23 protein-coding genes are annotated in these 26,954 nt (G+C 71.3%); 12 read left to right on the forward strand and 11 right to left on the reverse strand.

The window, feature by feature from the left end:
* The first annotated feature begins 37 nt into the window (after window positions 1-37).
* The 3 genes from ACFY9V_RS26500 to ACFY9V_RS26510 all read left to right on the forward strand — a co-directional run bounded on the left by ACFY9V_RS26500 (window position 38) and on the right by ACFY9V_RS26510 (window position 3,015).
* Window positions 38-2,020 carry a Xaa-Pro dipeptidyl-peptidase gene (locus ACFY9V_RS26500; RefSeq protein WP_391163241.1) on the forward strand — a complete coding sequence of 661 codons (1,983 nt, stop codon included), beginning with the start codon at window positions 38-40 and terminating at the stop codon, window positions 2,018-2,020.
* Window positions 2,021-2,170: 150 nt separating this feature from the next.
* Window positions 2,171-2,353: a hypothetical protein gene (locus ACFY9V_RS26505; protein WP_391163242.1), complete on the forward strand. Its 183-nt coding sequence runs from the start codon at window positions 2,171-2,173 to the stop codon at window positions 2,351-2,353.
* A gap of 104 nt (window positions 2,354-2,457) precedes the next feature.
* Window positions 2,458-3,015, forward strand: a complete 558-nt coding sequence (locus ACFY9V_RS26510; RefSeq protein ID WP_355346657.1) for an NADAR family protein — start codon at window positions 2,458-2,460, stop codon at window positions 3,013-3,015.
* A 90-nt stretch (window positions 3,016-3,105) separates the two neighbouring features.
* Here ACFY9V_RS26510 and ACFY9V_RS26515 read toward each other — a convergent pair whose 3' ends face one another.
* On the reverse strand, window positions 3,106-6,096 hold the full coding sequence (locus tag ACFY9V_RS26515; protein ID WP_391163276.1) for a carbohydrate binding domain-containing protein: 2,991 nt from the start codon (window positions 6,094-6,096) through the stop codon (window positions 3,106-3,108).
* 359 nt (window positions 6,097-6,455) lie between these two features.
* Between ACFY9V_RS26515 and ACFY9V_RS26520 the strand changes: the two genes are divergently transcribed.
* A complete protein-coding gene (locus tag ACFY9V_RS26520; protein ID WP_391163243.1) occupies window positions 6,456-7,835 on the forward strand; it encodes an FAD-dependent oxidoreductase in 1,380 nt (459 codons plus the stop codon).
* A gap of 141 nt (window positions 7,836-7,976) precedes the next feature.
* Here ACFY9V_RS26520 and ACFY9V_RS26525 read toward each other — a convergent pair whose 3' ends face one another.
* The 3 genes from ACFY9V_RS26525 to ACFY9V_RS26535 all read right to left on the reverse strand — a co-directional run bounded on the left by ACFY9V_RS26525 (window position 7,977) and on the right by ACFY9V_RS26535 (window position 10,061).
* The gene (locus ACFY9V_RS26525) at window positions 7,977-8,876 is read right to left on the reverse strand and encodes a hypothetical protein (RefSeq protein WP_391163244.1); all 900 of its coding nucleotides are present in this window, start codon (window positions 8,874-8,876) and stop codon (window positions 7,977-7,979) included.
* Window positions 8,877-9,058: 182 nt separating this feature from the next.
* Window positions 9,059-9,226, reverse strand: a complete 168-nt coding sequence (locus tag ACFY9V_RS26530; RefSeq protein WP_391163245.1) for a hypothetical protein — start codon at window positions 9,224-9,226, stop codon at window positions 9,059-9,061.
* Between the two features lie 226 nt (window positions 9,227-9,452).
* Window positions 9,453-10,061 carry a methyltransferase domain-containing protein gene (locus ACFY9V_RS26535; protein ID WP_391163246.1) on the reverse strand — a complete coding sequence of 203 codons (609 nt, stop codon included), beginning with the start codon at window positions 10,059-10,061 and terminating at the stop codon, window positions 9,453-9,455.
* Window positions 10,062-10,074: 13 nt separating this feature from the next.
* Between ACFY9V_RS26535 and ACFY9V_RS26540 the strand changes: the two genes are divergently transcribed.
* From ACFY9V_RS26540 to ACFY9V_RS26550, 3 genes are all read left to right on the forward strand, one after another.
* Window positions 10,075-10,410 carry a YnfA family protein gene (locus ACFY9V_RS26540; RefSeq protein ID WP_355346642.1) on the forward strand — a complete coding sequence of 112 codons (336 nt, stop codon included), beginning with the start codon at window positions 10,075-10,077 and terminating at the stop codon, window positions 10,408-10,410.
* Between the two features lie 117 nt (window positions 10,411-10,527).
* Window positions 10,528-10,932: a roadblock/LC7 domain-containing protein gene (locus ACFY9V_RS26545; RefSeq protein WP_188284368.1), complete on the forward strand. Its 405-nt coding sequence runs from the start codon at window positions 10,528-10,530 to the stop codon at window positions 10,930-10,932.
* Between the two features lie 103 nt (window positions 10,933-11,035).
* Entirely contained in the window at window positions 11,036-12,442 is a 1,407-nt protein-coding gene (locus ACFY9V_RS26550) for a DUF6397 family protein (protein ID WP_391163247.1), read from the forward strand.
* On the opposite strand, the gene ACFY9V_RS26555 is transcribed toward ACFY9V_RS26550, so the two are convergent.
* Both ACFY9V_RS26555 and ACFY9V_RS26560 read right to left on the reverse strand, forming a co-directional pair.
* Window positions 12,329-13,195: an acyl-CoA thioesterase II gene (locus ACFY9V_RS26555; protein WP_355346636.1), complete on the reverse strand. Its 867-nt coding sequence runs from the start codon at window positions 13,193-13,195 to the stop codon at window positions 12,329-12,331. The genes ACFY9V_RS26550 and ACFY9V_RS26555 overlap by 114 nt on opposite strands.
* Window positions 13,196-13,220: 25 nt before the next feature.
* A complete protein-coding gene (locus ACFY9V_RS26560) occupies window positions 13,221-15,734 on the reverse strand; it encodes a DUF3516 domain-containing protein (protein WP_391045692.1) in 2,514 nt (837 codons plus the stop codon).
* A gap of 133 nt (window positions 15,735-15,867) precedes the next feature.
* Between ACFY9V_RS26560 and ACFY9V_RS26565 the strand changes: the two genes are divergently transcribed.
* The gene (locus ACFY9V_RS26565) at window positions 15,868-16,662 is read left to right on the forward strand and encodes a metal-dependent hydrolase (protein WP_355346630.1); all 795 of its coding nucleotides are present in this window, start codon (window positions 15,868-15,870) and stop codon (window positions 16,660-16,662) included.
* A 69-nt stretch (window positions 16,663-16,731) separates the two neighbouring features.
* Here ACFY9V_RS26565 and ACFY9V_RS26570 read toward each other — a convergent pair whose 3' ends face one another.
* Both ACFY9V_RS26570 and ACFY9V_RS26575 read right to left on the reverse strand, forming a co-directional pair.
* Window positions 16,732-18,513 carry an ABC transporter transmembrane domain-containing protein gene (locus tag ACFY9V_RS26570; RefSeq protein WP_391163248.1) on the reverse strand — a complete coding sequence of 594 codons (1,782 nt, stop codon included), beginning with the start codon at window positions 18,511-18,513 and terminating at the stop codon, window positions 16,732-16,734.
* The gene (locus ACFY9V_RS26575) at window positions 18,510-20,384 is read right to left on the reverse strand and encodes an ABC transporter transmembrane domain-containing protein (RefSeq protein ID WP_391163250.1); all 1,875 of its coding nucleotides are present in this window, start codon (window positions 20,382-20,384) and stop codon (window positions 18,510-18,512) included. The genes ACFY9V_RS26570 and ACFY9V_RS26575 overlap by 4 nt, the downstream gene beginning before the upstream one ends.
* 440 nt (window positions 20,385-20,824) lie before the next feature.
* Here ACFY9V_RS26575 and ACFY9V_RS26580 point away from each other — a divergent pair, with 440 nt between their 5' ends.
* Together ACFY9V_RS26580 and mscL are read left to right on the forward strand one after the other, a co-directional pair.
* The gene (locus ACFY9V_RS26580) at window positions 20,825-22,594 is read left to right on the forward strand and encodes a carbohydrate-binding module family 20 domain-containing protein (protein ID WP_355346622.1); all 1,770 of its coding nucleotides are present in this window, start codon (window positions 20,825-20,827) and stop codon (window positions 22,592-22,594) included.
* A gap of 87 nt (window positions 22,595-22,681) precedes the next feature.
* Complete coding sequence (mscL, locus tag ACFY9V_RS26585; RefSeq protein WP_355346619.1) at window positions 22,682-23,122, forward strand: large conductance mechanosensitive channel protein MscL; 441 nt, start codon at window positions 22,682-22,684, stop codon at window positions 23,120-23,122.
* A 15-nt stretch (window positions 23,123-23,137) separates the two neighbouring features.
* Here mscL and ACFY9V_RS26590 read toward each other — a convergent pair whose 3' ends face one another.
* Window positions 23,138-23,653, reverse strand: coding sequence for a MarR family transcriptional regulator (locus ACFY9V_RS26590; protein WP_391163252.1), 516 nt, complete (start codon window positions 23,651-23,653; stop codon window positions 23,138-23,140).
* 170 nt (window positions 23,654-23,823) lie between these two features.
* On the opposite strand from ACFY9V_RS26590, the gene ACFY9V_RS26595 reads away from it, so the two are divergent.
* Window positions 23,824-25,569, forward strand: a complete 1,746-nt coding sequence (locus tag ACFY9V_RS26595; RefSeq protein ID WP_391163253.1) for an ABC transporter transmembrane domain-containing protein — start codon at window positions 23,824-23,826, stop codon at window positions 25,567-25,569.
* Between the two features lie 84 nt (window positions 25,570-25,653).
* Window positions 25,654-26,031: a hypothetical protein gene (locus tag ACFY9V_RS26600; RefSeq protein WP_355346613.1), complete on the forward strand. Its 378-nt coding sequence runs from the start codon at window positions 25,654-25,656 to the stop codon at window positions 26,029-26,031.
* On the opposite strand, the gene ACFY9V_RS26605 is transcribed toward ACFY9V_RS26600, so the two are convergent.
* Complete coding sequence (locus ACFY9V_RS26605; RefSeq protein ID WP_391163254.1) at window positions 26,000-26,659, reverse strand: LUD domain-containing protein; 660 nt, start codon at window positions 26,657-26,659, stop codon at window positions 26,000-26,002. The two genes, ACFY9V_RS26600 and ACFY9V_RS26605, sit on opposite strands and share 32 nt — an antisense overlap.
* Window positions 26,656-26,954, reverse strand: a 299-nt coding sequence (locus ACFY9V_RS26610; protein WP_391163255.1) for a lactate utilisation protein LutB domain-containing protein, incomplete at its 5' end; no start/stop codon positions are given. The genes ACFY9V_RS26605 and ACFY9V_RS26610, both read right to left, overlap by 4 nt.

Raw genomic sequence — 26,954 nt, forward strand, 5'->3', positions numbered from 1 at the left:
CCTGTTGACGTGGCCTGGTCAGGCGCTAGCCTCTGGCGTGCTCTCCCTCACGCGGGCTGCCCGCTTCCAGTGGATATCCGTGGTGGTGGCGGTACTCGCCGCCCTGGCCGCCGTACTCACCGCTCCGTCCTCCGCGTACGCCGGTACCCCCGGCGGCGCAGGAGGCGGAACCGTACGGCACGGTCTCAGCCAACCCGACTACTCCTACGCCAACGCGATCCGCGAGGCCGTCTGGGTGGACACCGGTCTCGACGGTGACGGCGACGGCCGCACCGACCGGGTCGCGGTGGACATCGTCCGCCCCTCGGAGCCCGCCGCCGCCGGGCGCAAGGTCCCCGTGATCATGGACGCGAGCCCGTACTACTCCTGCTGCGGACGCGGCAACGAGAGCCAGCTCAAGACCTATGACGCCAACGGGAACATCGTCCAGGCGCCGCTGTTCTACGACAACTACTTCGTGCCCCGCGGCTACGCGACCGTCCTGGTCGACCTCGCGGGCACCGACCGCTCCGACGGCTGCGTGGACGTCGGCGGCCCCTCCGACGTGCGGTCCGCGAAGGCCGTCGTCGACTGGCTCAACGGCCGCGCCCGCGGCTACAGCGCCCGCTCCGGCGGCCGCGCGGTCTCCGCGGGCTGGACCAACGGCAACGTCGGCATGATCGGCAAGAGCTGGGACGGCACCATCGCCAACGGCGTCGCCGCCACCGGGGTGCGCGGCCTGAAGACCATCGTGCCGATCAGCTCCATCTCCTCCTGGTACGACTACTACTTCCACCAGGGCGCGGCGCTCCAGGACGGCCCCGAGTGGCTGTCGGACTACGTCGAGAGCGACAGCGCGCACGCCAACTGCGCCGCCGCCCAGCAGAAGATCATCGACGGCTCGCCGCGCAGCGGGGACTGGACGCCGTTCTGGACCGCGCGGGACTACGTGAAGGACGCGGGCAAGGTACGGGCCAGCGTCTTCGCCGTGCAGGGCATGCAGGATCTCAACGTCCGCACCAAGCACTTCGGCCAGTGGTGGCAGGCGCTCGCCGCGCACGGCGTCGAGCGCAAGGTGTGGCTGTCGCAGACCGGCCACGTCGACCCCTTCGACTACCGGCGCACCGACTGGGTCCCCACCCTCCAGCGCTGGTTCGACCACTATCTGCTGGGCGTCGACAACGGCATCCAGCGGCAGCCGATGGCCGACATCGAGCGCACCGTCGACCACTGGACCACCGACCGCGTGTGGCCGCCCGCCACGACCCGCACCACCTCGCTCAGCCTGAGCCCGACGGCCACCGACGGCCTGGGCACGCTCGGCACCCGGCACGCCGGGCCCGGCAGCACCGAGTCGTTCACCGACGACCCGAACCTGTGGGAGGAGGACTGGGCGGCGGCGGCCGACACCGCGACCGCGGCCAAGACCGTCTTCACCACCGGGACGCTCGCCAAGGACCTGCGGCTGTCCGGCGGCGGCACCTTCACCGTGACCGCCACCTCGTCCACCACCAGCGCGCACCTGTCGGCGGTCCTGGTCGACCTCGGGCCGGCCACCATCCGTGACTTCCTCGGCAACGGCGAGGGCATCACCACCCTGGCCACCCGCTCCTGCTACGGGGAGAGCACCGCGGGCGACAGCGCCTGCTACCTCGACACCGCCGCCGACACCACGACCGTCGACCACACGGTCTTCAGCCGCGGCTGGGCCGACCTCGGGCACTACGCGTCGCTCTCCCACGGCGTGCCGCTCACCCCGGGCAAGCCGTACACGATGACCGTCCAGCTCGCGGCCACCGACCACGTCGTACCGGCGGGGCACCGGCTCGCGCTGATCGTCGCGGGCACCGACGGCGGTCTCATCCTGCCGCCCGACACGACCCCCAAGGTCACCGTCGACCTGTCGCACTCCGTGCTGAGGCTGCCGCTGGTCGGCGGTTCCGGCGCGCTGTCGACCCGTGCGGGCGCGGCGCCCCGCGGCAAGGCCGCGCTGACCGCCGCTCCGGCGCCCTCCGTGGCCCCGGCCGCCCGGCTGGGCTGACGCCCGGCCTGGTTCCCCCCGCGTCCCGGCGTTACGGTTACAGGGATACGGCCCTCGGGACGCGGGGGGAACCACGGTTGTCCGCGGCGCGTTCTCCTGGGTAGAAGCGGTGAGGGCGCGGCGCTTGCCGCCGTGAACGGAGGCGGGGAAATGTCGAATCGCGCGAAGATCGTCATCGGTGGCGTGGCGTTGGGTCTGTTCCTGTGGATCTGGATCCCCTTCTGGGCTGTCGTCCTGGTCATCGTGGGCGTGCCCGCGGTCGCCTACTTCTCCCTCGACTCCTCGCAGCGGCGTCGGCTGCGGCGCGTGAGCCGTCGGCAAATAGGTCGCTGACCTGGTACGACCCCCGATAGTGTGCCGCTGCGACCAGGGCACCGAAGCCGGGCGAACACGTCCCGTTCCCGTGTCGCCGCGGCACGAGAGGGCCTGATCAGACGATGGCGACGGACATCCGGTCCACCCAGGACCTGCTCGACCACACCGGGGACCGGCTGAAGTATCTGTACTTCTGGGGCCACCGCCCGCAGCGCGACGGAAGCGTCGGTGCCGGCTGCCTCAGCCAGTGGTGGCCCGCGCCCTTCACCGTCGACGGCGTCACCTACGCGACCGCCGAGCACTGGATGATGGCGGGCAAGGCCCGGCTCTTCGACGACCCCGACGCCGAGCGGCGGGCTGTCGCGGCGGGCCACCCGAAGACCGCCAAGAGCGTCGGCCGCACCGTCCGCGGCTTCGACCAGGCCGTGTGGGAAGCGGAGCGCTTCGGCCTGGTCATCGAAGGCAATGTCCACAAATTCCGGCAGCACCCCGACCTGCTGGCCTATCTGCTCGGCACCGGGGGCCGCGTCCTGGTCGAGGCCAGTCCGATGGACCGGGTCTGGGGCATCGGACTGGCCGCCGACGACGAGCGCGCCGCGGACCCGGCCACCTGGCGCGGGCTGAATCTGCTGGGCTTCGCCTTGATGGAGGCGAGGGCCCGGCTGGCGGCGGAGGGCTAGTCCCGTGAACCCGGCCGGGGGGCCGGGGGCTGATCCCGTGAGCCCGGCCGGCGGCGGAGAGACCCTCCACCGCCGGCCGGGCCGGTCGGGCTACTTCAGGTACGGGCCGTCCGTACCGATCTTGCCGGGCGCCGCGTTCTTGCCGCCCAGGTCGAGCACGTACACCCGCATGTCGCCCTTGCCGGGCGCCGCGACGGCCAGCGTCCCGTCCGTCACGGTCCGCACGTCACCCGAGACGGCGTCCACGTAACGGCCGTTGGGGACGCCGCTGAAGGACGCCGCGTCCGTCACCGTCACCAGCGCGAAGCTGTCGACGCCCGACGCGGTGTCGGTGTAACGGCGCTTGAACGACATGCCGCCGCCGTTCACCCCCTCGGTGCTGTACTGGCCCATCTGCAACGCCGGAATGGCGCGCCGGATCAGATTCAGCCGTTGGAGGTGTTTGACCAGAGGCTGCGCCAAAGTGGTGGCCACCGCCCCCGAGGCACTGTCGACCTTCCCGAACTCCGAGGCCGTCACCGTGCCCGCCACATGGTCGCCGTAGTACGCGCGCCCCGTCGTCGCCAGCGGGCAACTCGGCCCGCAGTCGATCGTCTTCCCGGCCTGGAACTGGATCTCCGACCCGTAGTAGAGCGTCGGAATGCCGCGGAAGGTCCACATCAGCGCCATGTTCTCGGCCCACGCGTCCTGTCCGCCGGTGTAGCGCACCGACGACTTGTTGGGACCGTAGTCGTGGCTGTCGACATAGACCACGTTGTACGTGGCGTCGTTCGTCGAGTCGTCCGAGTCCTTGCCGTTGTTGAAGGCGTTGTGCGCGTCACCGAAATTCATGTGCATGCGCATGTCGATGATGTTCATCCCGGAGAATTTGCTGTGGTCCGGGGTGTGATAAGCGTTCCCTTCCAGGAAGGCGTTCGCGGACGTCGGCTGGTTTCCGGTGCCGAGCTGCTCCTCGTAGTTGTACTGCTCGATCGACGCGGTGGCGTCGTCCGCGCTGTACTCCTTTCGCTCCTTCCACGTGTAGAACTGCGCCGAGTGGTTGACCGATCCGCGGTTCCACTTGTCGTTGACGAAAGCGCCGACCTCACCGAAGACGAAGAAGTTCCGCGCCTTGTCGGGACCCCAGTCCTGGACCTCGCGCTGCTGGATCGCGGGCAGGAAACGCCGGTTCCAGGTGACGCGCGGAATGTGCACGGCGGTGTCCACGCGGAAGCCGTCCACCCCCATGTCGATGTACTTGTTGTACGCGCCGATCAGATAGTTCTGCACCTGCGCGTTCTCGGTGTTGAAGTCCGCGAGGTCGTCGGCGAGCCAGCAGGAACGCGAGTCCTCGCCCTCCCAGTTGCCGATCCAGCACTGGTGGTAGAGCGACGCGGGGAACATCTTCGACGTGGGGTTCGGCCACTGGCAGTTGTAGATCGTGTAGCCCTCGGGGCTCTTCTGCCCCGTTGGCTTGCCCCAGTTCAGGCACGTATTGCCGGACGGCTCGGCCGTGGACCACAGATCGCCGTTGTAGTACGACTTGCCGGTCTTGGGATCGATCGTCAGACCGTCGTACTCGAAGCCCTGCTCCTTCTCGTCGTAGTACCACGACCACTGCGAGTCCCTGACGCCGTAGACCGTCGGCACGAACAGCCCCTTGGCGCCCCACCGGGAACTGTGGTTGTAGACCACGTCCTGGTAGATCTTGATCCCCTTGGCGTGAGCCGCGTTGATCAGATCCTGATACGACGCCCCGGCCGATTCCAGGCGCGGGTCGACCCGGTAGAAGTCCCAGCCGTGGTAACCGTGGTAGTCGTAGTCGCTGCGGTTGAGCACCACGGGCGTGATCCAGATCGCCGAGAAACCGAGCGCCTTGATGTAGTCGAGCTTCTGCACCAGGCCCTTGAAGTCACCTCGGAACATCGGGTCGTTGTTGGCCGCGTTCCCCGACGCCACGTGCTGGTTGCCGCCGCGGTCGTTGCTCGTGTCGCCGTCGTAGAAGCGCGCGGTGAGCACGAAGTAGATCGGGTCCTTGCGCGGGTCCGTGCCGATCGGTGTGCCCGGAGTCGCGGGCGGCGGCGCGTGGCCGGTGGTCGCCCGAGCCGGAGCGGAGGCGGCGGAGATGTTGCCCGCCGCGTCCAGCGCCTGGACGGTGTACGTGTAGGCGGTGTCCGCCTCCAGGCCGGACTCGGAGAAGACGGTCGAGCCGACACTGGTGACGATCGTGCCCTTGGTGCCGCCGGTCCTGGTGACCCGGTAGCCCGTGACCCCGGTGTCGTCGGTCGACGGATTCCAGGTCACCACGATCGAGGTGTCGGTCGCGGTCGCCTTCACCGTGCCGGGGACGGTCGGCGGCGTCGTGTCGGGGACGACGGCCGCGCAGGGATCGGCCGCGTTGGCCGTGACCTTGGTGTCCTTGACGGTGCTGACGCCCTTGGACAGCGCGTAGTTGGCGCCGTTGTTGTTGTCCCAGGTGCCGTTGCCGTTGTTGAAGGTGGCGGCGAGCCCCGCGGCCGTGCCGAGGTCGACGGTCTTCTTCACCCAGCCGGTGCAGGCCGCCTCCATGCCGATGCCCGGCACGGTCGTCCACGCGCCGCCGGTGGGCGCGTAGTGCAGATTGACGGTGGTCCAGCCGACGGTCGCGGTGGAGTAGAAGACGGTGGCCGAGGTGCCGGACGGGCTGCCCGTCTCGCCGCCGCCCGGGTCCCCGCCGCTCGCGCACGGGTCGCTGTGGGCGATGGCGCCGTTGTTGACGGTGATGGTGCCGGTGCCCAGGGCGTAGTTCTTGCCGCCGTTGTTGTCCCAGGTGCCCTGGCCGTTGTTGAAGGTCGCCTGCCAGCCGGTGGCCGCGCCGAGGTCGACGGTCTTCTTCACCCAGCCGGTGCAGGCGCTCTGCATGGCGACGCCGGGCACAGTCGTCCAGGTCCCGCCGTCGGGCGCCCAGTGCAGGTTGTACGACGACCAGTTGGTCGTCGCGGTGGAGTAGTAGACGGTTGCGGTGTTCGAGCCCGCCGCCGAGGCGGCGTGCGCGGAACCGGTGGACAGGGAGGGGAGCAGGGTCGCCAGGAGTCCCAAGACGACAGCCACCACGGCTGTCAGCGGACCTGGTCGATATCTGTGGCGCGAAGCGACGGTCACGTCGTGCTCCTCGGACGGGGCCGCGAGGGCGGCCGGTGGAGGAAGCCGTACGTCCGCGCGCCACGGAACGAACGGCCGGATAAATTGCGCAAGTTGCTGCAACAAGTTGCTGCGAGAACGGTCGTGAGATTACTGGGACATGTCATGGACGTAAAGAGGTCTGACGGGGTTGCGTTCCCGGGTCCCGCCGCGCCGCCGCGTAGGGTTCCCGAGACGGGCGGGTGACGTACCCGGCCGACCGGTCGTAGAACCGTACGGATCGGACCCGGACCCCGGCCTCGGACTCCGGCGGACCGTAAGCGGAAGGGGACCCACGGAAGATGACGGAGCGTCTGGTGGTCATCGGCGGTGACGCCGCCGGGATGTCGGCCGCGTCCCAGGCCCGCCGCCGCAGAGCGGCGGACGACCTGGAGATCGTCGCGTTCGAGCGCGGACGGCACACCTCGTACTCCGCCTGCGGCATCCCGTACTGGATCGGCGGCGACACCGCGGGCCCCGACGCGCTGGTCGCGCGTACCGCCGAGGAGCACCGCGAGCGCGACATCGACCTGCGGATGGGCACCGAGGTGGTCGACATCGACCTCGCCGCCGGCCGGGTGCGGGCGCGGGACGCCGACGGCCGCGAGGAGTGGACCGGCTACGACCACCTCGTCGTCGCCACCGGCGCGGAACCCGTACGGCCGCCCGTCCCCGGCATCGACGCACCGGGCGTGCACGGCGTGCAGACCTTGGACGACGGCGAGCGCGTCCTGGCCAGCCTCGACGGGGTCGGCGTACGCCGCGCCGTGGTGGTCGGCGGCGGCTACATCGGCGTCGAGATGGCCGAGGCCCTGCTGAAGCACGGCCTCGACGTGACCCTCGTCGACCGCGCCGAGCAGCCGATGAGCACCCTCGACCCCGACATGGGACGCCTGGTGCGCGACGCGATGGAGGGACTCGGCGTCCGTGTCGTCTCCGGCGCCGCCGTCCGCGCGGTGCTCACCGGCGCCGACGGCCGGGCCCGCGCGGTCGCCACCGACGACGCCGAATACCCCGCCGACATCGTGATCCTGGGCATCGGCGTACGCCCCGGCACCGCGCTCGCCCGCGACGCGGGACTGCCGCTGGGCGCGCACGGCGGCCTGCTGACCGACCTGGCCATGCGGGTACGCGGCCAGGAGCGGGTCTGGGCGGGCGGCGACTGCGTGGAAGTCCTCAACCTCGTCTCCGGCGACCTCCAGCACATCGCCCTCGGCACCCACGCCAACAAGCACGGCCGCATCATCGGCACCAACATCGGCGGCGGCTACGCCACCTTTCCCGGGGTCGTCGGCACCGCCGTCAGCAAGGTCTGCGACGTCGAGATCGCCCGCACCGGCCTCAAGGAGTCCCAGGCGCGCCGCGCCGGACTCCACTACGTGACCGCCGTCATCGAGTCCACCAGCAGGGCCGGCTACTACCCGGACGCCGACCCGATGACCGTCAAGATGCTCGCGGAACGCGGTACAGGGCGGCTGCTCGGCCTCCAGATCGTCGGCCGCGATGGCGCCGCCAAGCGGGTCGACGTCGGGGCCGTCGCGCTCACCGCGCGGATGACGGTCGAGGACATGGTCGCGCTCGACCTCGGCTACGCGCCGCCGTTCTCGCCCGTGTGGGACCCGGTGCTGGTCGCCGCGCGCAAGGCGGCGGACGCGGTGGTGGCGGACGTCAGAGCGGGCTGACGGCGGTTTTCGGCAGCAATATGCGGCGGTTTGCGCTTCCGGGCCCCTGGGGTGCCTTGCAGGGCTTTGCAGAGCTTGCGCGTCCTTGCGGGTTCCCGCGTGCCCTGATGGGCGTTCGCGGCTCTTCGAGCGGCTTCGCGGTCAGGACGGGGCCGCGGCCAGCTTGCTGAGGGCTTCCAGCAACGGCGGCAGGGCGGCGCCGCGGCCGACCGGCAGCACCTCGCCGGGCGCGTCGTCCAGCAGCACGAAGGCGATGTCGTCGGTCCTGCCCACCAGGCTCCAGCCGGGTCCGTCCGCCCGCACCGCACCATATGCGGCCCGTACGCGGCCGGGCGGCGGCGGATTGCGCACGTACTCCTCCGCGCTTTCGAGGACGCGGCGGATGCCGGTGTGCGAGATGGCCGGCGGGGCGGCCGGGTTGTGGGGTTCGGCTTCCGTCCCGGTGCCGACGGCTGTTCCGGCGTCGGTGACCGTGCCTGCGTCCGTACCCGTATCCGCATCCCTGCTCGCGTCCGCCGCCGCGTCCTCGGCCGCCTCCTGAGCCGCTTCCGCCGGTACGTCGAGTTGGTCGCGCCACTCGAACCAGCGGACCGCGATCTCGTCGGCCCCGAGGCGCCGTTGCGGCGGACCCCAGACGGAGGTGTCGGGCGGGGAGAGCGGAGTACGGCCGCCCTCCTCGTCCGGCGGGTCGTGCGGGGCGGGGATGCCGGGTACGGCGACGGCGACCGGCAGCGGCCAGCCCGGCAGCGAGGCGGCCAGGCTGTTCTCGTCGGGCGCCAGGTCGTACTCGAGTCCGCAGTCCCAGGCCGCCAGCGCGCACGCCACCGTGGCGGTGTCCGTCGTCGCCACGGTCCAGCGCGCCCCGCCGCCGTCCTGCCCGAAGACCAGGCCGTAGCCGTCGGCCAGCGGTTCGAGCCCCAACTCGGCGCAAGCGGCCGGATAGTCGTCCCCCAGGACGCCCGGGAACTGCCCCGGCGTCAGCATCGCGGCCGTCAGCACGAACAGCGCGTCGTCGTCCTCCGGGTTCTCGGCCGCGGTCATCCGTCGTTCCCTCTCGCCTCGCCCGCCGTCTCTCGTCCGCGCACCTTAACCAGCGAGTAACCTCCGCGTCGAGAGGTCGCGATGGCCGGAAATCCGCTCGGGCGATACGGCGCCGGACGGCCGGTTTCCCGACGGTCCGCACCTGGTGATCGCCCGGAGTCGGCCCGTTCCCGGCCGAGCGGTCAGCTCTTCGCGTCGTGCGCGGTCAACGTCGTTCGCAGCCAGGCCAGTTCGGCGCGGCTGGTGGCGCGGGCGATGGTGAGCCAGCGGTGCGACAGACGGAATGCGGACCGCAGGGTGCGTACGTGCGGTGGACGGAGGCGGCGGGCGACGGGCCGGTCCGCGTCCATGTGCACGGACTGGGAGCGGCTTCGGGCGCGTACACCGCGCACATATCGGCGCATCCCGCGCTCGTGAACCGCCGTACGCTCTTCGTCGACCTGCCCGGCTTCGGCGTCAGCGACCGCCCCGCGGACGTCGGCTACTCACTGGCGGAGCACGCCGACGCGCTGGGCACGGTCCTGGACGCCGCGGTCCTGGACGCCGCCGATGTGCGCGGCGCCGCCCCGAGCAGGGTCAGGCGTGTCGGACGGCCACCGCCAGGTACCGCTCCGCGGAGTCGTCCAGCGATGCCAGCTCCCAGCCGGTCGCGGCCAGCAGAGGACGCAGTTGCGGCTCGGCGCGTACGTCGTCGGCGCGCAGTTCGTGCCCGCGGCGGGCGGCGAGTGCGGCGCGGCCGATCGGATGGAAGAGCGCCAACCGGCCGCCGGACCTGGTCACCCGGGCCAATTCGCGCAGTCCGGCCGCCGGGTCCGGCAGATGGTGCACGAGTCCGGCGGCGAAGACGGCGTCGAAAGCCGCGTCCCGCAACGGAAGCTCCTCGCCGGCCGCCTCGATCAGCGCTCCGTCCCGGCCCCGGCCGAGGGCGACGGCCTCCCGCAGCATCTCCGGAGTCAGATCGACACCGACCACCGTGCCCGCCGCACCGACGACGGCCCGCATCAGCGGCAGCGCCCGCGCCGTACCGCAGCCCGCGTCCAGTGCCCGGCCGCCAGGCCGCAGCCCCAACTCGCCGACCGCCGCCGCGTAGACGGGAGTGTCGTCGGGGAACCGCTTCTCCCACCCCACGGCCTTCGCGGCGAAGAACTCCCTGACCTGGCGGCGCCCGCTCTCGAAACTGGCCATGCATCATGGTCGCATGATCACGTTCCGCTCCATCGGGCTCTTCTTGCTCGCCGCCGTCCTGGAGATCGGCGGTGCCTGGTTGATCTGGCAGGCGGTGCGCGAACACCGCGGCGTCGGTTGGGCGGGGGCCGGAATCGTCGCGCTCGGCCTCTACGGCTTCGTCGCCACACTCCAGCCCAACGCCGACTTCGGCCGGATCCTGGCGGCCTACGGCGGGGTCTTCGTGGCCGGATCTCTCCTGTGGGCGATGGCTCTCGACGGCTACCGTCCCGACCGATTCGACATCGTCGGAGCGGTCATCTGCCTGGTCGGAGTGGGTGTCATCATGTACGCGCCACGCGGCGGCTGATTTCCGCCGGTCGCCTCCTTTCACGGCTCCGGTCGGGCGCCGCCCGTCCCGAGAGGGGGTTGCCGAAGCGGGCCCGGCAGGACAGGCTCGTACCGCAGCGGAGACGGGAGGTAGGCAATGACGGTGGGCAAACCGCTCGCGTGGCTGCTCGACGACCTGACGAAGCGGGTGCCGCACGTGAAGCACGCGCTCGTACTCTCCAACGACGGGTTGGTCACGGGCGCCAGCGGCGATCTCGACCGGCCGACCGCGGAACACCTGGCCGCCGTGTCCTCGGGCTTCCACAGCCTGGCCAAGGGCGCGGGGCGGCAGTTCGCCGTCGGCGGCGTGCGCCAGACGATGGTCGAATTCGACGACGGCTTCCTCTTCGTCACCGCGGCGGGCGACGGCAGTTGCCTGTCCGTGCTCAGCGGCATGGAGGCCGATGTCGGCCAGGTCGCCTATGAGATGACGCTGCTCGTCCACCGCGTCGGCGAACACCTCGGCGTGGCTCCCCGGCAACCGGGCGCGGCACCTTCCTGAGCCGGGGCGTCCCGAAGTTGTCCACAGGCTTCGAACGGGCTGTCGTCCGTACGCGATAGATTCGTCACTGTCAGTGATCGAAGTTCGCGGGGGAGTGACGACAGTGAAGACGACGAAGACGGCCAAGACAACGACGACAACGCCGAAGAAGAACGCGAAGGCGACGACGGGGACGGTGCCCGCCTCGATGCCGGGGACGGGTGCCTCGGCGGCTTCCGGTACAAGGGCCGGAGCGAGGGCCGGGACGGCGGCGGCGACGAGCGCGGGTACGGCGACCGTCGAGACGCGGCAGGTGGCGTGGACGCCCGGCGGCGGGGCGGGACAAGGGCCGGGAGGCGGGCGGGCGGCGCCGGAGACGCTGACGCTGAACCGGGCGCGGGAGGAGCTGGGCCTGGACTTCACGCTCTTCGAGCTGGCGCTCCAACTCGGCGAGATCCGCACGGTCTCGCGCGGCAGCGGCCAGTGGCGGGTGCCCGTGGACGAGGTGACCCGGCTGCGGGACGCGGAAGGCCATCCACAGGCGCTGCTCGACCGGCTCCGACTGGTGACCAGCACCGAGGGCGCGGCGATGATCGGGATCAGCCGGGACCGCCTCGTACGGCTGGCGAGGCTCGGGCTGATCCGCCCGGTGCGCTGGTACGTCAACCGGTACCGGGCGCTGGTGTGGGTGTATCTCGGCCATGAGCTGAGGGAGTTCGCCGCCGCGAGCCCCGCGATGCTGAAGGGGCGGCTGCCCGCAGGACTGCGTGACGCGCTGGACGCCGGGCAGGATCAGCGGGCCCTCGGCTGGCGGTCCCGCCGGGTCGCCCAGCTCGTACGGGACTGCCATGACGCCTGGGACGAGGCCGCCGTCTGGGCCGCGCTGCTCGGTCCCGAGGTGACCGACGACGCCGTGTCCGACCCCTTCGACCGGGCCCGGCTGCGCGGAATCCGTGCGGCGCTGCCGCCGGGCCGCCCGGGACCGCTCGCCTCACCCGAGCTGACGAGAAGCCTCACGACCGCCGACCATCCGGACGAGATCGCGCTGGCCCTGGTCGCCCTCGCGGACGCGCTGGGCCGCGCCCGGACCGAACAGCCCGCACCGCACGCGGCGTTCGCCCCAGCCGACCGTCCGCCGCTCGCCCTCCCGCCTGTGGAGCGGGCGCCGCGGCAGCCTGAACGACTTCCGGAGCCGGAGCCAGAGGCAGAGGCAGAGCCGGAGTCGGAGCTGGAGTCGGAGTCGGAGCCGGAGCCGAGTGAGCCAGGCGGGCCGCACACGGGAGGAAGGCCCGCGCCCGAGCGGGCCCGGCACGCGGCGCCGCACCGGAAGCGGGGCGCCGCCCGGCCGCCGGGCAGGCCGGTGGGGGAGGGCAGGCGCCCGCGACGCGGGCTGCTGGGACTGCTGCGCGGACGCGGGTCAGCCGCCGATCTTGCGGAACAGCCCTTCCTGCATCACCGAGACCAGCAGACGTCCCCGCCGGTCGAAGATCTGCCCCCGCGCCAGACCGCGGGCACCCGTCGCGACAGGTGACTCCTGCTGGTACAGGAACCACTCGTCGGCGCGGAACGGCCGGTGGAACCACATGGCGTGGTCGAGGGACGCCATGTCGAACCCCCGCGGTCCCCACAGCGGTTCGATCGGCACACGTACGGCGTCCAGCAGCATCATGTCGCTGGCGTAGGTGAGAGCGCAGGTGTGCACGAGCGGGTCGTCGCCGAGCTGCCCGACCGCGCGCATCCACACCGCGCTGCGCGGCTCGGCGCCCTCGATCTCCTCGGGCGTCCAGCGCAGCCGCTCCACATAGCGGATCTCGAAGGGCTGGCGGCGGGTCATCCGCTCCAGCGCCTCGGGCAGCACGTCCAGATGCGCACGCAGCTCTTCGCCGAGTCCCGGCAGGTCGTCGGGCTCGGGCACCTCGGGCATCGGCAGTTGGTGCTCGAATCCCGGTTCCGGCTGATGGAAGGAGGCGGTCAGGTTGAAGATCGTCCGGCCCTGTTGGATCGCCACCACCCGCCGGGTGGTGAAGGAACGGCCGTCACGGACCCGTTCGACCTGGTACACGATGGGCACGCCGGGCCGGCCCGGCCGCAGGAAGTACGCGTGCAGCGAGTGCACCGGCCGCCCGCCGTCGGTGGTGCGGCCCGCGGCGACCAGCGCCTGCCCGGCGACCTGGCCGCCGAAAACCCGCTGCAACCGCTCCTGCGGACTCTGCCCGCGGAAGATGTCCTGCTCGATCCGCTCCAGGTCGAGCAGATCCACCAGCCTCTCGGCCGGGTTCGTCATCGCGTCCCCTTCGTCGTGCACCGGATCACAGCTCGCCGACGTCGGTCAGCCGGATCACCGCGCGGCCCTCTTCGTCGGAGGCCGCGAGGTCGACCTCGGCGGAGATCCCCCATCCGTGGTCACCGTTGGGGTCGGCGAAGGTCTGCCGGACCCGCCACAAGCCGTGCTCCGGCTGCTCCTCGATCTGCAACAGCTTCGGGCCGCGCGCGTCGGGACCGGTGCCGAGGTCGTCGTACTCGTCCCAGTACGCGTCCATCGCCTCCGCCCAGGTGTCGGCGTCCCACCCGGCCTCGGCGTCCAACTCGCCGAGCTGGTGGTACTTCTCCAGCGCCGCCAGCTCGACCCGGCGGAACATCGCGTTGCGCACCAGCACCCGGAAGGCGCGGGAGTTGGCGGTGACCGGCTTGACCTGGTCGGCCCGCTCCGCCGCCTGCTCGGCCGTCTCCACCTCCGGATTGGCGAGCTGCTCCCACTCGTCCAGCAGGCTGGAGTCGACCTGGCGCACCAACTCGCCCAGCCACGCCGTCAGATCCTGGAAGTCCTCCGACTTCAGGTCGTCAGGCACCGTGTGCTCCAGCGCCTTGTACGCGCCGGCCAGGTAGCGCAGCACGATGCCCTCGGTGCGGGCCAGCTCGTAGTAGGAGGTGAACTCGCCGAAGGTCATGGCGCGTTCGTACATGTCACGGACGATGGACTTGGGCGACAGCGGGTGGTCGCCGACCCACGGGTGGCTCTGGCGGTAGATGCCGTAGGCGTGCGACAGCAGCTCTTCGAGGGGCTTGGGATAGGAGACGTCCTGAAGACGCTCCATCCGCTCCTCGTACTCGACACCGTCCATCTTCATCTCGGCGACGGCCTCGCCACGGGCCTTGTTCTGCTGGGCCGCCAGGATCTGCCGCGGGTCGTCGAGGGTGGACTCCACCACCGAGACCATGTCCAGGGCGTAGGAGGGGGAGTCCTTGTCGAGCAGTTCGAAGGAGGCCAGGGCGAAGGTGGACAGCGGCTGGTTGAGGGCGAAGTCCTGCTGGAGTTCGACGGTCAGCCGGATGATGCGGCCCTCGGCGTCCGGCTCGGGGAGGCGTTCGACCACACCGCCGTCGACCAGCGAGCGGTAGATGGCGATGGCCCGGCGGATGTGCCGCAACTGGTGGCGGCGGTCCTCGTGGTTGTCCTCCAGCAGGTGCCGCATCGCGTCGAAGGCGTTGCCGGGCCGGGCGATCACCGACAGCAGCATGGTGTGGGTGACGCGGAAGCGGGAGGTCAGCGGCTCCGGCTCGGCGGCGATCAGCTTCTCGAAGGTGAGATCCGACCAGTTGACGAAGCCCTCGGGCGGCTTCTTGCGGACCACCTTGCGGATCTTCTTCGGGTCGTCCCCGGCCTTGGCGAGCGCCTTCTTGTTCTCGATGACGTGCTCGGGAGCCTGCGCCACCACGAACCCGGCGGTGTCGAAACCGGCCCGCCCGGCGCGCCCCGCGATCTGGTGGAACTCCCGCGCCCGCAGCGTCCGCACCCGCGTGCCGTCGTACTTGGTGAGCGCGGTGAACAGCACGGTGCGAATCGGCACGTTGACGCCGACCCCGAGGGTGTCGGTGCCGCAGATGACCTTCAGCAGACCCGCCTGGGCGAGCTTCTCCACCAGCCGCCGGTACTTGGGCAGCATCCCCGCGTGGTGGACGCCGATGCCGTGCTTGGCGAAGCGCGCGAGGTTGCGGCCGAAGGTGGTGGTGAAGCGGAAGTGGCCGATCAGATCGGAGATGGCGTCCTTCTCGGCCTTGGTGCACATGTTGATGCTCATCAGCGCCTGGGCCCGCTCGACGGCCGCCGCCTGCGTGAAGTGCACGATGTAGACCGGGGACTGCCGGGTCTCCAGCAGTTCGGTCAGCGTCTCCGTCAAAGGCGTCGTCACATACTCGTACGACAGCGGCACCGGCCGGGTCGCCGAGCGCACGACCGCCGTGGGGCGGCCGGTCCGGCGGGTCAGATCCTCCTCGAAGCGGGAGACGTCCCCCAGCGTCGCCGACATGAGCAGGAACTGCGCCTGGGGCAGTTCGAGGATCGGGATCTGCCAGGCCCAGCCCCGGTCCGGCTCCGCGTAGAAGTGGAACTCGTCCATCACGACCTGGCCGACATCGGCGCTCTTGCCGTCGCGCAGCGCGATGGAGGCGAGGACCTCGGCGGTACAGCAGATCACCGGCGCGTCCGGGTTGACCGAGGCGTCACCGGTCAGCATCCCGACGTTCTCGGTGCCGAACAGCTTGCACAGGTCGAAGAACTTCTCCGACACCAGCGCCTTGATCGGCGCGGTGTAGAAGGTGACCTCGTCCCGGGCCAGCGCGGCGAAGTGCGCACCGGCCGCGACCAGGCTCTTTCCCGATCCGGTGGGGGTGGAAAGGATCACGTTCGCACCAGAGACCACCTCGATGAGCGCCTCCTCCTGCGCCGGATAGAGAGTGATCCCCTGACCCTCGGCCCACGTCGAAAACGCTTCGAAGAGGGCATCGGGGTCCGGGGCGGGAGGCATCTGATCGATAAGGGTCACCCCACCATCTTGCCTGTACCGGCGGCGCGCGGCGGAACCGGAGCGGGCCGCGGTGATCATCAACGATATGGTGTGCCGTCAACGATGCGTCAACTCCGCCTGCGGGCGGCCTTGTAGGGGGCTGAGCACCACCATGATGGGACCTGCGCACTCACTCTCGGGAGCGGCGGCCTGGCTGGCCGTCGGAGCGGTCGCGGCGGGTGTGGATCATGCCATGCCCTGGCCGACGCTCGTCGTCGGTGCGCTGATCTGTGCTGGTGCCGCGCTCGCCCCCGACCTGGACCATCAGGCGGCGACGATCTCGCGCGCGTTCGGCCCGATCTCCCGCGTGCTGTGCAAGATCATCGAGCACCTGGCGCACGCCGTCTACAAGGCGACCCGGATGCAGGGCGACCCGCGACGGGCGGGCGGCCACCGCACCCTCACCCACACCTGGCTCTGGGCGGTCCTGGTCGGCGGCGGCTTCTCGGCCGGCGCGGTCTACGGCGGGCGCTGGGTGGTGCTGGTCATCTTGTTCATACACATGGTGCTCGCCGTCGAGGGACTGCTGTGGCGGCAGGCCCGGATGTCCAGCGATGTGCTGGTGTGGCTGCTCGGCGCCACCAGCGCCTGGGTGCTCGCCGACGTGCTCGACAATCCGGGCAACGGCAAGGACTGGCTGTTCACCGACCCCGGCCAGCACTACCTGTGGATCGGGCTGCCCATCGTGCTCGGCTCGCTCGTGCACTGCGTCGGTGACGCGCTGACCGTCTCCGGCTGCCCGATCCTGTGGCCGATCCCGATCGGCCGCCGCCGCTGGTACCCGATGGGACCGCCGAAGTTCATGCGCTTCCGGGCCGGGAGCTGGGTGGAGCTGAAGGTGCTCACCCCGGTCTTCTTCCTGGCGGGCGGCGGCTGCGCGCTCGGCGCGCTGGGCGTCTTCGGCTGACGCGGGACCCCTCGCACGCGAGCGGGGCCCGGCGGCAGTGCCGCCGGGCCCCGCGCCACATCACCGCGGTCAGCTGTGCCAGGACCGCCACAGCGCCGCGTAGGCACCGTCGGCGTCCACCAACTGGTGGTGGCTGCCCAGCTCGCTGATCCGGCCGTCCTCGACCACCGCGATCACATCCGCGTCGTGCGCGGTGTGCAGCCGGTGCGCGATGGCGATCACGGTACGGCCGTCCAGCACCCGGGACAGCGAGCGTTCCAGATGGCGGGCGGCGCGCGGGTCGAGCAGCGAGGTCGCCTCGTCCAGCACCAGGGTGTGCGGGTCGGCCAGCACCAGCCGGGCCAGCGCGAGCTGCTGCGCCTGCGCCGGGGTGAGCACCGCGCCGCCCGAGCCCACCTCGGTGTCGAGACCGTCCGCCAGATTGCGGCCCCAGTCCTCGGCGTCCACCGCCCCTAGCGCCGTCCACAGCTCGTCGTCGGTGGCACCGGTCCGCGCCAGCCGCAGATTGTCGCGGAGCGTGCCGACGAAGACGTGGTGCTCCTGATTGACCAGCGCCACATGCTCGCGCACCCGCTCGGCGGGCATCCGGGCCAACTGGGCCCCGCCCAGCGTGACCTCGCCCGTACGCGGCGCGTAGATGCCCGCCAGCAGCCGCCCGAGCGTGGACTTGCCCGCGCCTGACGGGCCCACCAGCGCCACCCGGGTACCCGGCGGCACCATCAGGCTCACGCCGTGCAGCACGTCGCTGCCCGCCCGGTAGCCGAACCGCACCTGGTCGGCGGCCATCTCGCGGCCGTCGGGCGAGACCGTGTGGTCCGGCTCGTCCTCGGCCACCTCGCGCACCCCGACCAGCCGGGCCAGCGACACCTGGGCGACCTGCAACTCGTCGTACCAGCGCAGGATCATGTTCACCGGGTCGACGAGCATCTGCGCGTACAGCGCGCCCGTGGTCAGCTCGCCGACCGTCATCCAGCCGTTGAGGGCGAAGCTGCCGCCGATCATCAGCACCGCGACCACGATCAGCGCGTGCGTCATGTTGATCACCGGGAACAGCACGCTGCGCAGCCACATCGTGTAGCGCTCCCACGCCACCCACTGCCCGATGCGCTGCCGCGACAGCTTCTCGCGCCGGTCGCCGAGACCGTGCGCCTCGATGGTGCGGCCGGCGTCCACGGACTCCGCCAGCGCCGCCGCCACCGCCGCGTACCCCGCCGCCTCCGAGCGGTAGGCCCCCGGGGCGCGCCGGAAGTACCAGCGGCAGCCGACCAGCAGCAGCGGCAGCGCGACCAGCACCGACAGGGCGAGCGGCGGCGAGGTCACGGTCAGCGCGCCGAGCAGCAGCCCGGCCCAGACCACGGCGATGGCCAGCTCGGGCACCGCCTCGCGCATCGCGTTCGACAGCCGGTCGATGTCCGTCGTGATCCGCGACAGCAGATCGCCCGTGCCCGCCCGCTCCAGCACACCCGGCGGCAGCGACACCGACCGTACGAGGAAGTCCTCGCGCAGATCGGCCAGCATCTCCTCGCCGAGGATCGCGCCGCGCAGCCGTACCAGCCGCACGAAGTACGCCTGCACCACGAGGGCGGCCAGGAACAGGCTGACGGCCCGCCCGAGATGGATGTCCCGGTCGCCCTTCGACAGGTCCTCGACCAGACCGCCGAGCAGGTAGGGCCCCACCATCGAGGCCAGCACCGATACGGTGTTGACGGTCACCAGCAGGGCGAAGGCACCGCGATGCCGCTTCGCCAGTTCGCGCACATAGCCGCGCACGGTCGCGGGGGAGCCCACCGGCAGCGTGGCGCTCTGCTGCGGCGCGGCCGGGTCGTACTCCGGCGGTCGCAGGCCGATCATGCGGATTCCTCCATCGATGTGTGGGGTACGGCCCCGGAGCCCGCGACGGCAGCGGTGACGGGGCTGTGGCCGGGATCGCGGTCGTCGGACGGCTCGCTCTCGCGGGTCACCACCGCCCGGTAGCGCGGGTCGGTGCGCAGCAGTTCGTGGTGGTCGCCGGCCGACGTCGCCGTGCCCTCGTCCACGAAGACCACCAGGTCGGCGCGGTCCAGCACGAGCGGGCTCGACGTGAGCACCACCGTCGTGCGGCCCGCGCGCAGTTCCTTGAGGCCGCGCGCGATCCTGGCCTCGGTGTGCGCGTCGACCGCCGAGGTCGGCTCGTCGAGCACCAGTACCTCGGGGTCGGCGATCAGCGACCTGGCCAGTGCCAGGCGCTGCCGTTGGCCGCCGGACAGCGACCGGCCGCGCTCGGTGATCCGCGCCGACATCGGGTCGCCCGCCACCCCCGCGGGGTCGGCGGCGGACTGCGCGAGCGCGTCCAGCACGTCCGCGCACTGCGCGGCGGTGAGCGCCTGCTCCGCCGTGACCCGGCCGGAGGACGGCACACCCAGCAGTTCGGTCAGCGTTCCCGACAGCAGCACCGGGTCCTTGTCCTGGACGAGCACGGCCGCGCGGGCCGCCGCGAGCGGCAGCGCGTCCAGTGCCCGCCCGCCCAGCAGCGCCGACGCCTCGCCCTCGGCGCGGACCGGGCTGTGCCCGCCGAGCCGGTCGGCCAGTACGCCCGCCGCGTCCGGGTCGCCGCACACCACGGCGGTCAGCAGCCCGGCCGGAGCGCGCAGCCCCGACTCCGGGTCGTACATCTCCCCGACCAGAGCGCCCGCCTCCTCGGGAGCGACGCTCCCCTCGGAGAAGACGGCCGCGCCCCCGGCGGTCTCCCGGGTCAGCGCCAGTACGCGCGCGGCCCGCTTCGCCGAGGGCCGCGAGAAGGACCAGGCCATGGCGATCTCCTCGAAATTCCGCAGCGGGAACATCAGGAAGGCCACCGAGCCGTAGACGGTCACCAGCGCGCCGACCGAGATCCGGCCGTCCATCGCCAGCCGGGCGCCGTCCCAGGCGACGGCCACCAGCAGCAGCCCCGGCAGCACCACCTGGACGGCACTGATCGCCGCCCACATCCGGGCGCTGTGCACGGCGGCGGTCCTGACCTGCTGGGACGCGCGACGGTAGCGGTCGAGGAACAGCTCCTCGCCGCCGATGCCGCGCAGCACCCGCAGCCCGGCGACGGTGTCGGAGGCCAGTTCCGTGGCCTTGCCCGCCTTCTCCCGCTGGAGGTCGGCCCGCTTGGTGGCGGCGGGAAGCAGCGGCAGTACGGCCAGCGCCAGCACCGGTACGGACGCGGCCACGATCACGCCGAGCGCGGGCTCGTAGACGACCAGCGCGACGGCCACGCCGACCGTGGCGACCAGAGCGGAGGTGAAGCGCGCCAGCGCCTCGACGAACCACCCGATCTTCTCCACGTCTCCGGTGCTGACCGCGACGACCTCGCCCGCAGCGACCCGGCGGGTGAGCACCGAGCCCAGCTCGACCGTCTTACCGGCGAGCAGCTGCTGGACCCGCGCCGCGACGCTGATCCAGTTCGTGACGGCCGTACGGTGCAGCATCGTGTCGCCGAGCGCGGTGAGCACGCCGAGCAGCAGCATCAGCCCGCCCGACAGCGCCAGCCGCGACCCCGAGCGGTCCACGACCGACTGCACGGCCATTCCGACGGCCGCGGGGAACGACGCGACGGCCGCCATGTGCAGGATGCCCCACGCGGTGGCGGCTGCCAGGCCCTTCCCCTCGCGGAACGACAGCCAGAGCAGGAAGCGGAATCCCGTCCGGGCATCGGGGACGCCCGGATCGGACAGGGGGAGCTTACGGAGGGACGGCATGGTGTCCTGAGTTCGGTGCGGGTGTGAGCGAGTGTCGGCGGACGAGGCTACGGCCGCGGGTTGCGGATACGGCCGCCGGAGGTTCGCGCGAGATGTCGGCGGGCAGCCGCGTACCTGACGACTCCGCCCGTGCGGACATCCCGCCGGAATCCGGTCGGAGAGGAGCAAGGCTCGTCTTGCGGCCCGTACCGGGTCAACAGGTTTTCCGGTGAGCGACGGGAACGAGCCGAGGTCCGCGGAGGAGTGTTTCGGCAACAACTTGCAGCAAAACAGCGAAAGTTCTTCCGCCGACATCTTGACGTGTACGCACACACGGCGGGAAGCTCCTGGGCGGAACCCGAGGGCCCCGAGGACAACGGGGCCCGCACCCCCCACCCGGCGGCCAGGCGCGTGGCTGCCTTCGAGGGCAGAACTCTGCCCGTTCACCGAAGGAGCCGCCCATGAGATCCCGCGTCCTGAACGGCGCGCTGGCCGCGATCGTCGCCGCCGCCGGTCTGTTCGCCCTCTCCTCGCAACAGGCGGACGCCACGCCGCCCGGCAGCAAGGACGTCACCGCGACGCTCTTCCAGTGGAAGTTCGACTCCGTGGCGAAGGCCTGCACGGACACCCTCGGCCCCGCGGGCTACGGCTTCGTCGAGGTCTCCCCGGCCTCCGAGCAGATCCAGGGCGACCAGTGGTGGACCTCGTACCAGCCGGTCAGCTACAAGATCGCCGGGCGGCTCGGCAACGAGAGCTCGTTCCAGAACATGGTCAGCACCTGCCACAGCGCGGGCGTCAAGGTCGTCGCCGACGCGGTGATCAACCACATGACGTCGGGCTCCGGCACCGGCACGGGCGGTACGACGTACAGCAAGTACAACTACCCGGGCTACTACCAGAACCAGGACTTCCACACCTGCCGCAGTGACATCAACAACTACGGCGACCGCAACAACGTCCAGAACTGCGAGCTGGTCGGCCTCGCCGACCTCGACACCGGCAGCGACTACGTGCGCGGCACCATCGCCGCCTACCTCAACCACCTGATCGCGCTGGGCGTCGACGGCTTCCGGGTGGACGCCGCCAAGCACATGGCCGAGACCGACCTGGCCGCCATCAAGGCCAAGCTCAGCAATCCGGGCATCTACTGGGCCCAGGAGGCCATCTACGGCGCGGGCGAGGCCGTACAGCCGGGCGAGTACGTCAACACCGGTGACGTGGACGCCTTCCAGGGCGCCTTCGACCTCAAGCGCATCTTCACCGGTGACAAGCTGGCCTCCCTCAGCAACTGGGGCGCGTCGTGGGGCGCGGGCTACCTGTCGAGCGACAAGGCCCGCACCTTCGTGGACAACTGGGACACCGAGCGCAACGGCTCGACCCTCAGCTACAAGAACGGCGCCACGTACACCCTCGCCAACGTCTACCTGCTGGCCTGGCCGTACGGCTCGCCCAACGTCTACTCCGGCTACGAGTTCTCCAACAACGACGCCGGCGCGCCCAACGGCGGCACCGTCAACGCCTGCTACAGCGACGGCTGGAAGTGCCAGCACGCCTGGCCGCAGATCGCCAACATGGTCGGCTTCCGCAACGCGGTCTCCGGCACCGCCGTCACCAACTGGTGGTCCAACGGCAACAACGCCATCGCGTTCGGCCGCGGCAGCAAGGGTTATGTGGCGATCAACCACGAGGGCGGCTCGCTCACCCAGACCTTCACCACCTCACTGCCCGCCGGCTCCTACTGCGACGTCCAGCACAGCGGCACCAGCTACACCGTCGGCTCCGACGGCAAGTTCACCGCCACCATCGGCTCCAACGACGCGGTCGCGCTGTACGTCGGCGCGCCCTGCGGCAGCGGCACGACGAACGGGGGCACGACCAACGGCGGCACCACGAACGGCGGCACCACGAGCGGCAGCACCGGGGGCAGCACCAACCCGTCGTCCGCCGCGTCCTTCGCGGTGAACGCCACCACGGTCTTCGGCCAGAACATCTACGTCGTCGGCGACAACTCCACCCTCGGCAACTGGAACACCGGCAGCGCCCTGCTGCTGTCCTCGGCGAGCTACCCGGTCTGGAAGCTCAACGTGGCGATGCCCGCGGGCACCTCGTTCCAGTACAAGTACATACGGAAGGACGGAAGCGGCAACGTGACGTGGGAATCCGGCGCCAACCGGACGGCGACGGTCCCGTCGAGCGGGGCGGTCACACTCAACGACACCTGGCGTAATTGATCTGCTCATCGACCGATTACCCCTCTGTGGTGAGGACCGGCACACTGTGGTGTTCCAATTCCTGACTACAGAGGGGACCCCCCACCCATGAGAGGCTTCCGGACGTTCCTGCTCCGCGGCAACGTCGTCGACCTCGCGGTCGGCATCGTCATCGGCGCGGCCTTCACCGCTCTGGTGACCGCCTTCGTCAAGGCGTTCCTGACGCCGCTCATCGGCCTGGCCTCCGGCGCCACGGGCAACTTCGCCACTCAGAAGTTCACGGTCTCCAGCGTGACCTTCCCCTACGGCGCCTTCATCGACGCGGTGATCAGCTTCGTGATCGTCGCCGCGGTGATCTACTTCCTGGTCGTCCTGCCGATGAACCGCATGCAGGAGAGGTTCTTCCCCAAGGCGGCGGCGGCCCCGGTCCGCGAGTGCCCCGAGTGCCTGACCGCGATACCGACCGCCGCCCGCCGGTGCAGCGCCTGCACCGCCGAGGTCGGGCCGCAGATCGGCGGCCAGACCGCCCCGGCGGACCTGGCCGAGTGAGCCCGCGGGCGCCGCTCAGTGCGACGGCCGGTGGCCGCCGCCGTGCGGCGCCTCCTCGTCGAGTACGGCCAGCAGCGCGGTGAGTGCCGCGCGCTGGCCGTCGTCGAGCGGGGCCAGCAGTTCGGCGGCGGCCGTACGGCGGGCCCCGCGCAGCTCCAGCAGCGCGGCGCCGCCCGCCTCGGTCAGCTCGATCCTGATCACCCGGCGGTTGCTCGGATCGGGCACCCGCCGTACCAGCTCCAGCCCCTCCAGCGCGTCCACCAGGGTCGTCACGGCCCGCGGCACGACCTCCAGGCGCTGGGCGAGATCGGCCATCCGCGGCGGCTCGTCGCAGTGCGCGAGGGTGCGCAGCAGCCGCGCCTGGGCCGGGGTGATCCCCAGCGGCTCCATGAGGTGGCGCTGGGACTTGTGCAGGCGGCGGCTCAGCCGGATGAGCTGGTCGGCGAGCCGCCCGGTGATCTCGTCCGGCGCGGTCGTGGCGAGGCCGGCGGTCACCGGGCCCGGCGGCACGGCTGTCGTGCGGGAATCCATGTGACGAGCGTATCAGGACCATGCCCATTGTGAGCATAGGTAACAATGACCTATACTCCCAATGTCAGCATCTGCCTGAACTCTCAAGGAGTCCTTTGCGCCCCGATCACGAACGAGAACTCGCCTCCCGGTGGACACCACCGAAGAAGAAGCCCGACACCCCCGTCGACATGCGTCGCATCCTGCGGCTCTTCCGTCCCTACCGTGGCCGCCTCGCCATCGTCGGCGCCCTGGTCGGCCTCTCCTCCCTCGTCTCGGTCGCCTCGCCGTTCCTGCTGCGGGCGATCCTCGACACCGCGATACCGCAGGGCCGCACCGGCCTGCTGAGCCTGCTCGCGCTCGGCATGATCGCCACCGCCGTCGCCACCGGCGTCTTCGGCGTGCTCCAGACCCTGATCTCCACCACCGTCGGCCAGCGCGTCATGCACGACCTGCGCACCGCCGTCTACGAACGCCTCCAGCGCATGTCGCTGGCCTTCTTCACCCGCACCCGCACCGGCGAGGTGCAGTCCAGGATCGCCAACGACATCGGCGGCATGCAGGCCACCGTCACCTCGACCGCGACCTCCCTGGTCTCCAACCTCACCGCGGTCATCGCCTCCGTCATCGCGATGCTCGCCCTCGACTGGCGGCTGACCGTCGTCTCGCTGCTGTTGCTCCCGCTCTTCGTCTGGATCGCCCGCCGGGTCGGCCGCGAACGCAAGCGGATCGCCACCAACCGGCAGCGGCAGATGGCCTCGATGTCCGCGATCGTCACCGAGTCGCTGTCCGTCAGCGGCATCCTGCTCGGCCGCACCATGGGCCGCTCCGACTCCCTGACCCGCGACTTCTCAACCGAGTCCGAGCGCCTGGTCGACCTCGAAGTGCGCTCCAGCATGTCCGGCCGCTGGCGGATGTCCACCATCGGCATCCTCATGTCGGCGATGCCCGCACTGCTCTACTGGGCCGCCGGTCTGACCATGTCCAACGGCGCGCCCGCCGTCTCCATCGGCACCCTCGTCGCCTTCGTCTCGCTCCAGCAGGGCCTCTTCCGCCCGTCCGTGTCGCTGCTGTCCACCGGCGTGGACGTCCAGACCTCGCTCGCGCTCTTCCAGCGCATCTTCGAATACCTCGACCTGCCCGTCGACATCACCGAGCGCCCCGACGCCCGGACCCTGGACCGGGTACGCGGCGACGTCCGCTTCGAGCACGTCGACTTCGCCTACGACCCCGAGTCCGGCGCGCCGACCCTGCGCGACATCGACATCACCGTCCCCGCGGGCAGCAGCCTCGCCGTCGTCGGCGCCACCGGCTCCGGCAAGAGCACCCTGAGCTACCTGGTGCCCCGGCTGTACGACGTGACCGGCGGCAAGGTGACGCTCGACGGCACCGACGTACGCGACCTCACCTTCGACACCCTCGCCGACGCGGTGGGCGTCGTCTCCCAGGAGACGTACCTCTTCCACGCCTCGGTCGCCGAGAACCTGCGCTTCGCCAAGCCCGAGGCCACCGACGACGAGATCCGCGCCGCGGCGAAGGCCGCCCAGATCCACGACCACATCTCCGGGCTGCCCGACGGCTACGACACCCTCGTCGGCGAACGCGGCTACCGCTTCTCCGGCGGCGAGAAGCAGCGCCTGGCCATCGCCCGCACCATCCTCCGCGACCCGCCCGTCCTCATCCTGGACGAGGCCACCAGCGCGCTCGACACCCGGACCGAACACGACGTCCAGGAAGCGATCGACTCGCTGTCCGCGGGACGCACCACCATCACGATCGCCCACCGGCTGTCCACCGTGCGCGACGCCGACCAGATCGTGGTCCTCGACGCGGGCCGGATCATGGAGCGCGGCACGCACGACGAACTGCTCGCCCAGGACGGCCGCTACGCCGCGCTCGTACGGCGCGACTCGCAGCTCGCCACCACCGCCTCGTAACGCGGAAGGGGCCGCCGCCCCGACCTTACTCATGGGTAAGGTGAGAGTGCGGCGGGAATCGCCCGCCCGCTCAGGAGGTGCCCGGTGCCCGCACGTTCCACTCGACTGCTCGTCGGCCTGCTCGCCGGAGCCGGCGCCACCCACTTCCTCGCCCCCGGACCGTACGAGGCGATCGTGCCCGAGTCCCTTCCGGGCAGCCCCCGCGCCTGGACCCGCGCCAGCGGCGTCGCCGAACTCGCGCTGGCCGCCGCCGTCGCCCTCCCCGCGACCCGCCGCACCGGCGCCCTGGTCACCGCCGGATTCTTCGCCGCCGTCTTCCCCGCCAACGTCAAGATGGCCTACGACTGGCGGCACCGCCCCGCACCCCTGAAGGCCGCGGCCTACGCCCGGCTCCCTGTCCAGATTCCTCTGGTGGTGTGGGCGCTGAAGGTCAGCCGCTCGGCGGCGGACCCACGAGGATGACGTCCAGGGTGCGGGGGCCGTGGACGCCTTCGACGCGGTCGAGTTCGATGTCGCTGGTGGCGGAGGGGCCTGAGATCCAGGTCTGGGGCCGGGTGGGGTCCAGGCGGGGGAGGGCCTGGGGGACCGAGGCGACCACCTGATCCGGTGCTCGCACGACGCAGATGTGGTGGTCGGGGACGAGTGTGAGAATCCGCCGCCCCTGGTCGGCGCCCGCGTCCAGCACGATGGTGCCGGTCTCGGCGACGGCCAGGGCGCAGCCGGTGATCACACTGTCGACCTGGTCCAACTGCGCCGCGGTCAGCGGCGGTACGTCGTCCAGCAACCGTGTCCCGCCGATCCCGGCCAGCCACTCCCTCGGGACCCCCGCCGGGACGACCGCCGTCCGCGCACCCCGCTCGGCCAGCAGCCGCGCCACCGCGGGTGCCAGCCCCGCCTGATCGGTGCGGTGCACCTTCGCCCGGTAGTCGGTGAGGTTGTCCGCGAGCAGATCGACGGTCTCCTCCGGGGTGCGGTCCGCGTGCGCGGTGAGGTAGTCGCGTGCTGTGTACGTGGTGGCCGGTGCCGGGCTGTCCGACGTGGTGCCCAGGGCGTTGCGGATGCGGGTGAGGACGGTGTCGCGGGAGGTCACTGGCCGTTCTCCTCGGTCTGGGGGTGGTTGGCTGGTTGGTTTTTCTGCCACCAGTCGCGGAAGGTCTGCGGGGGGAGGGTGGGGAGGTCGCGGGTGGCGGTCCAGGCTTTGGCGGGTCCGGGGAGCCGTTGGGGGTGGAGGTGTCGGGTGCGGGTGGCGAGGCGCTGGCCCTGGCGCATGACGCCCGGGCGGTCGAGTGCCCAGCGGGCGGCGCGCATGGTGGCGCGTTCGGCGGCGTGGCCTTTGGCGGGCTTGATCGTGACGCGTTGGCCGTTGTGGGTGGTGGTGGCGCCCT

Source organism: Streptomyces sp. NPDC008317, from assembly GCF_042955955.1.
Taxonomy (GTDB): Bacteria; Actinomycetota; Actinomycetes; order Streptomycetales; family Streptomycetaceae; genus Actinacidiphila.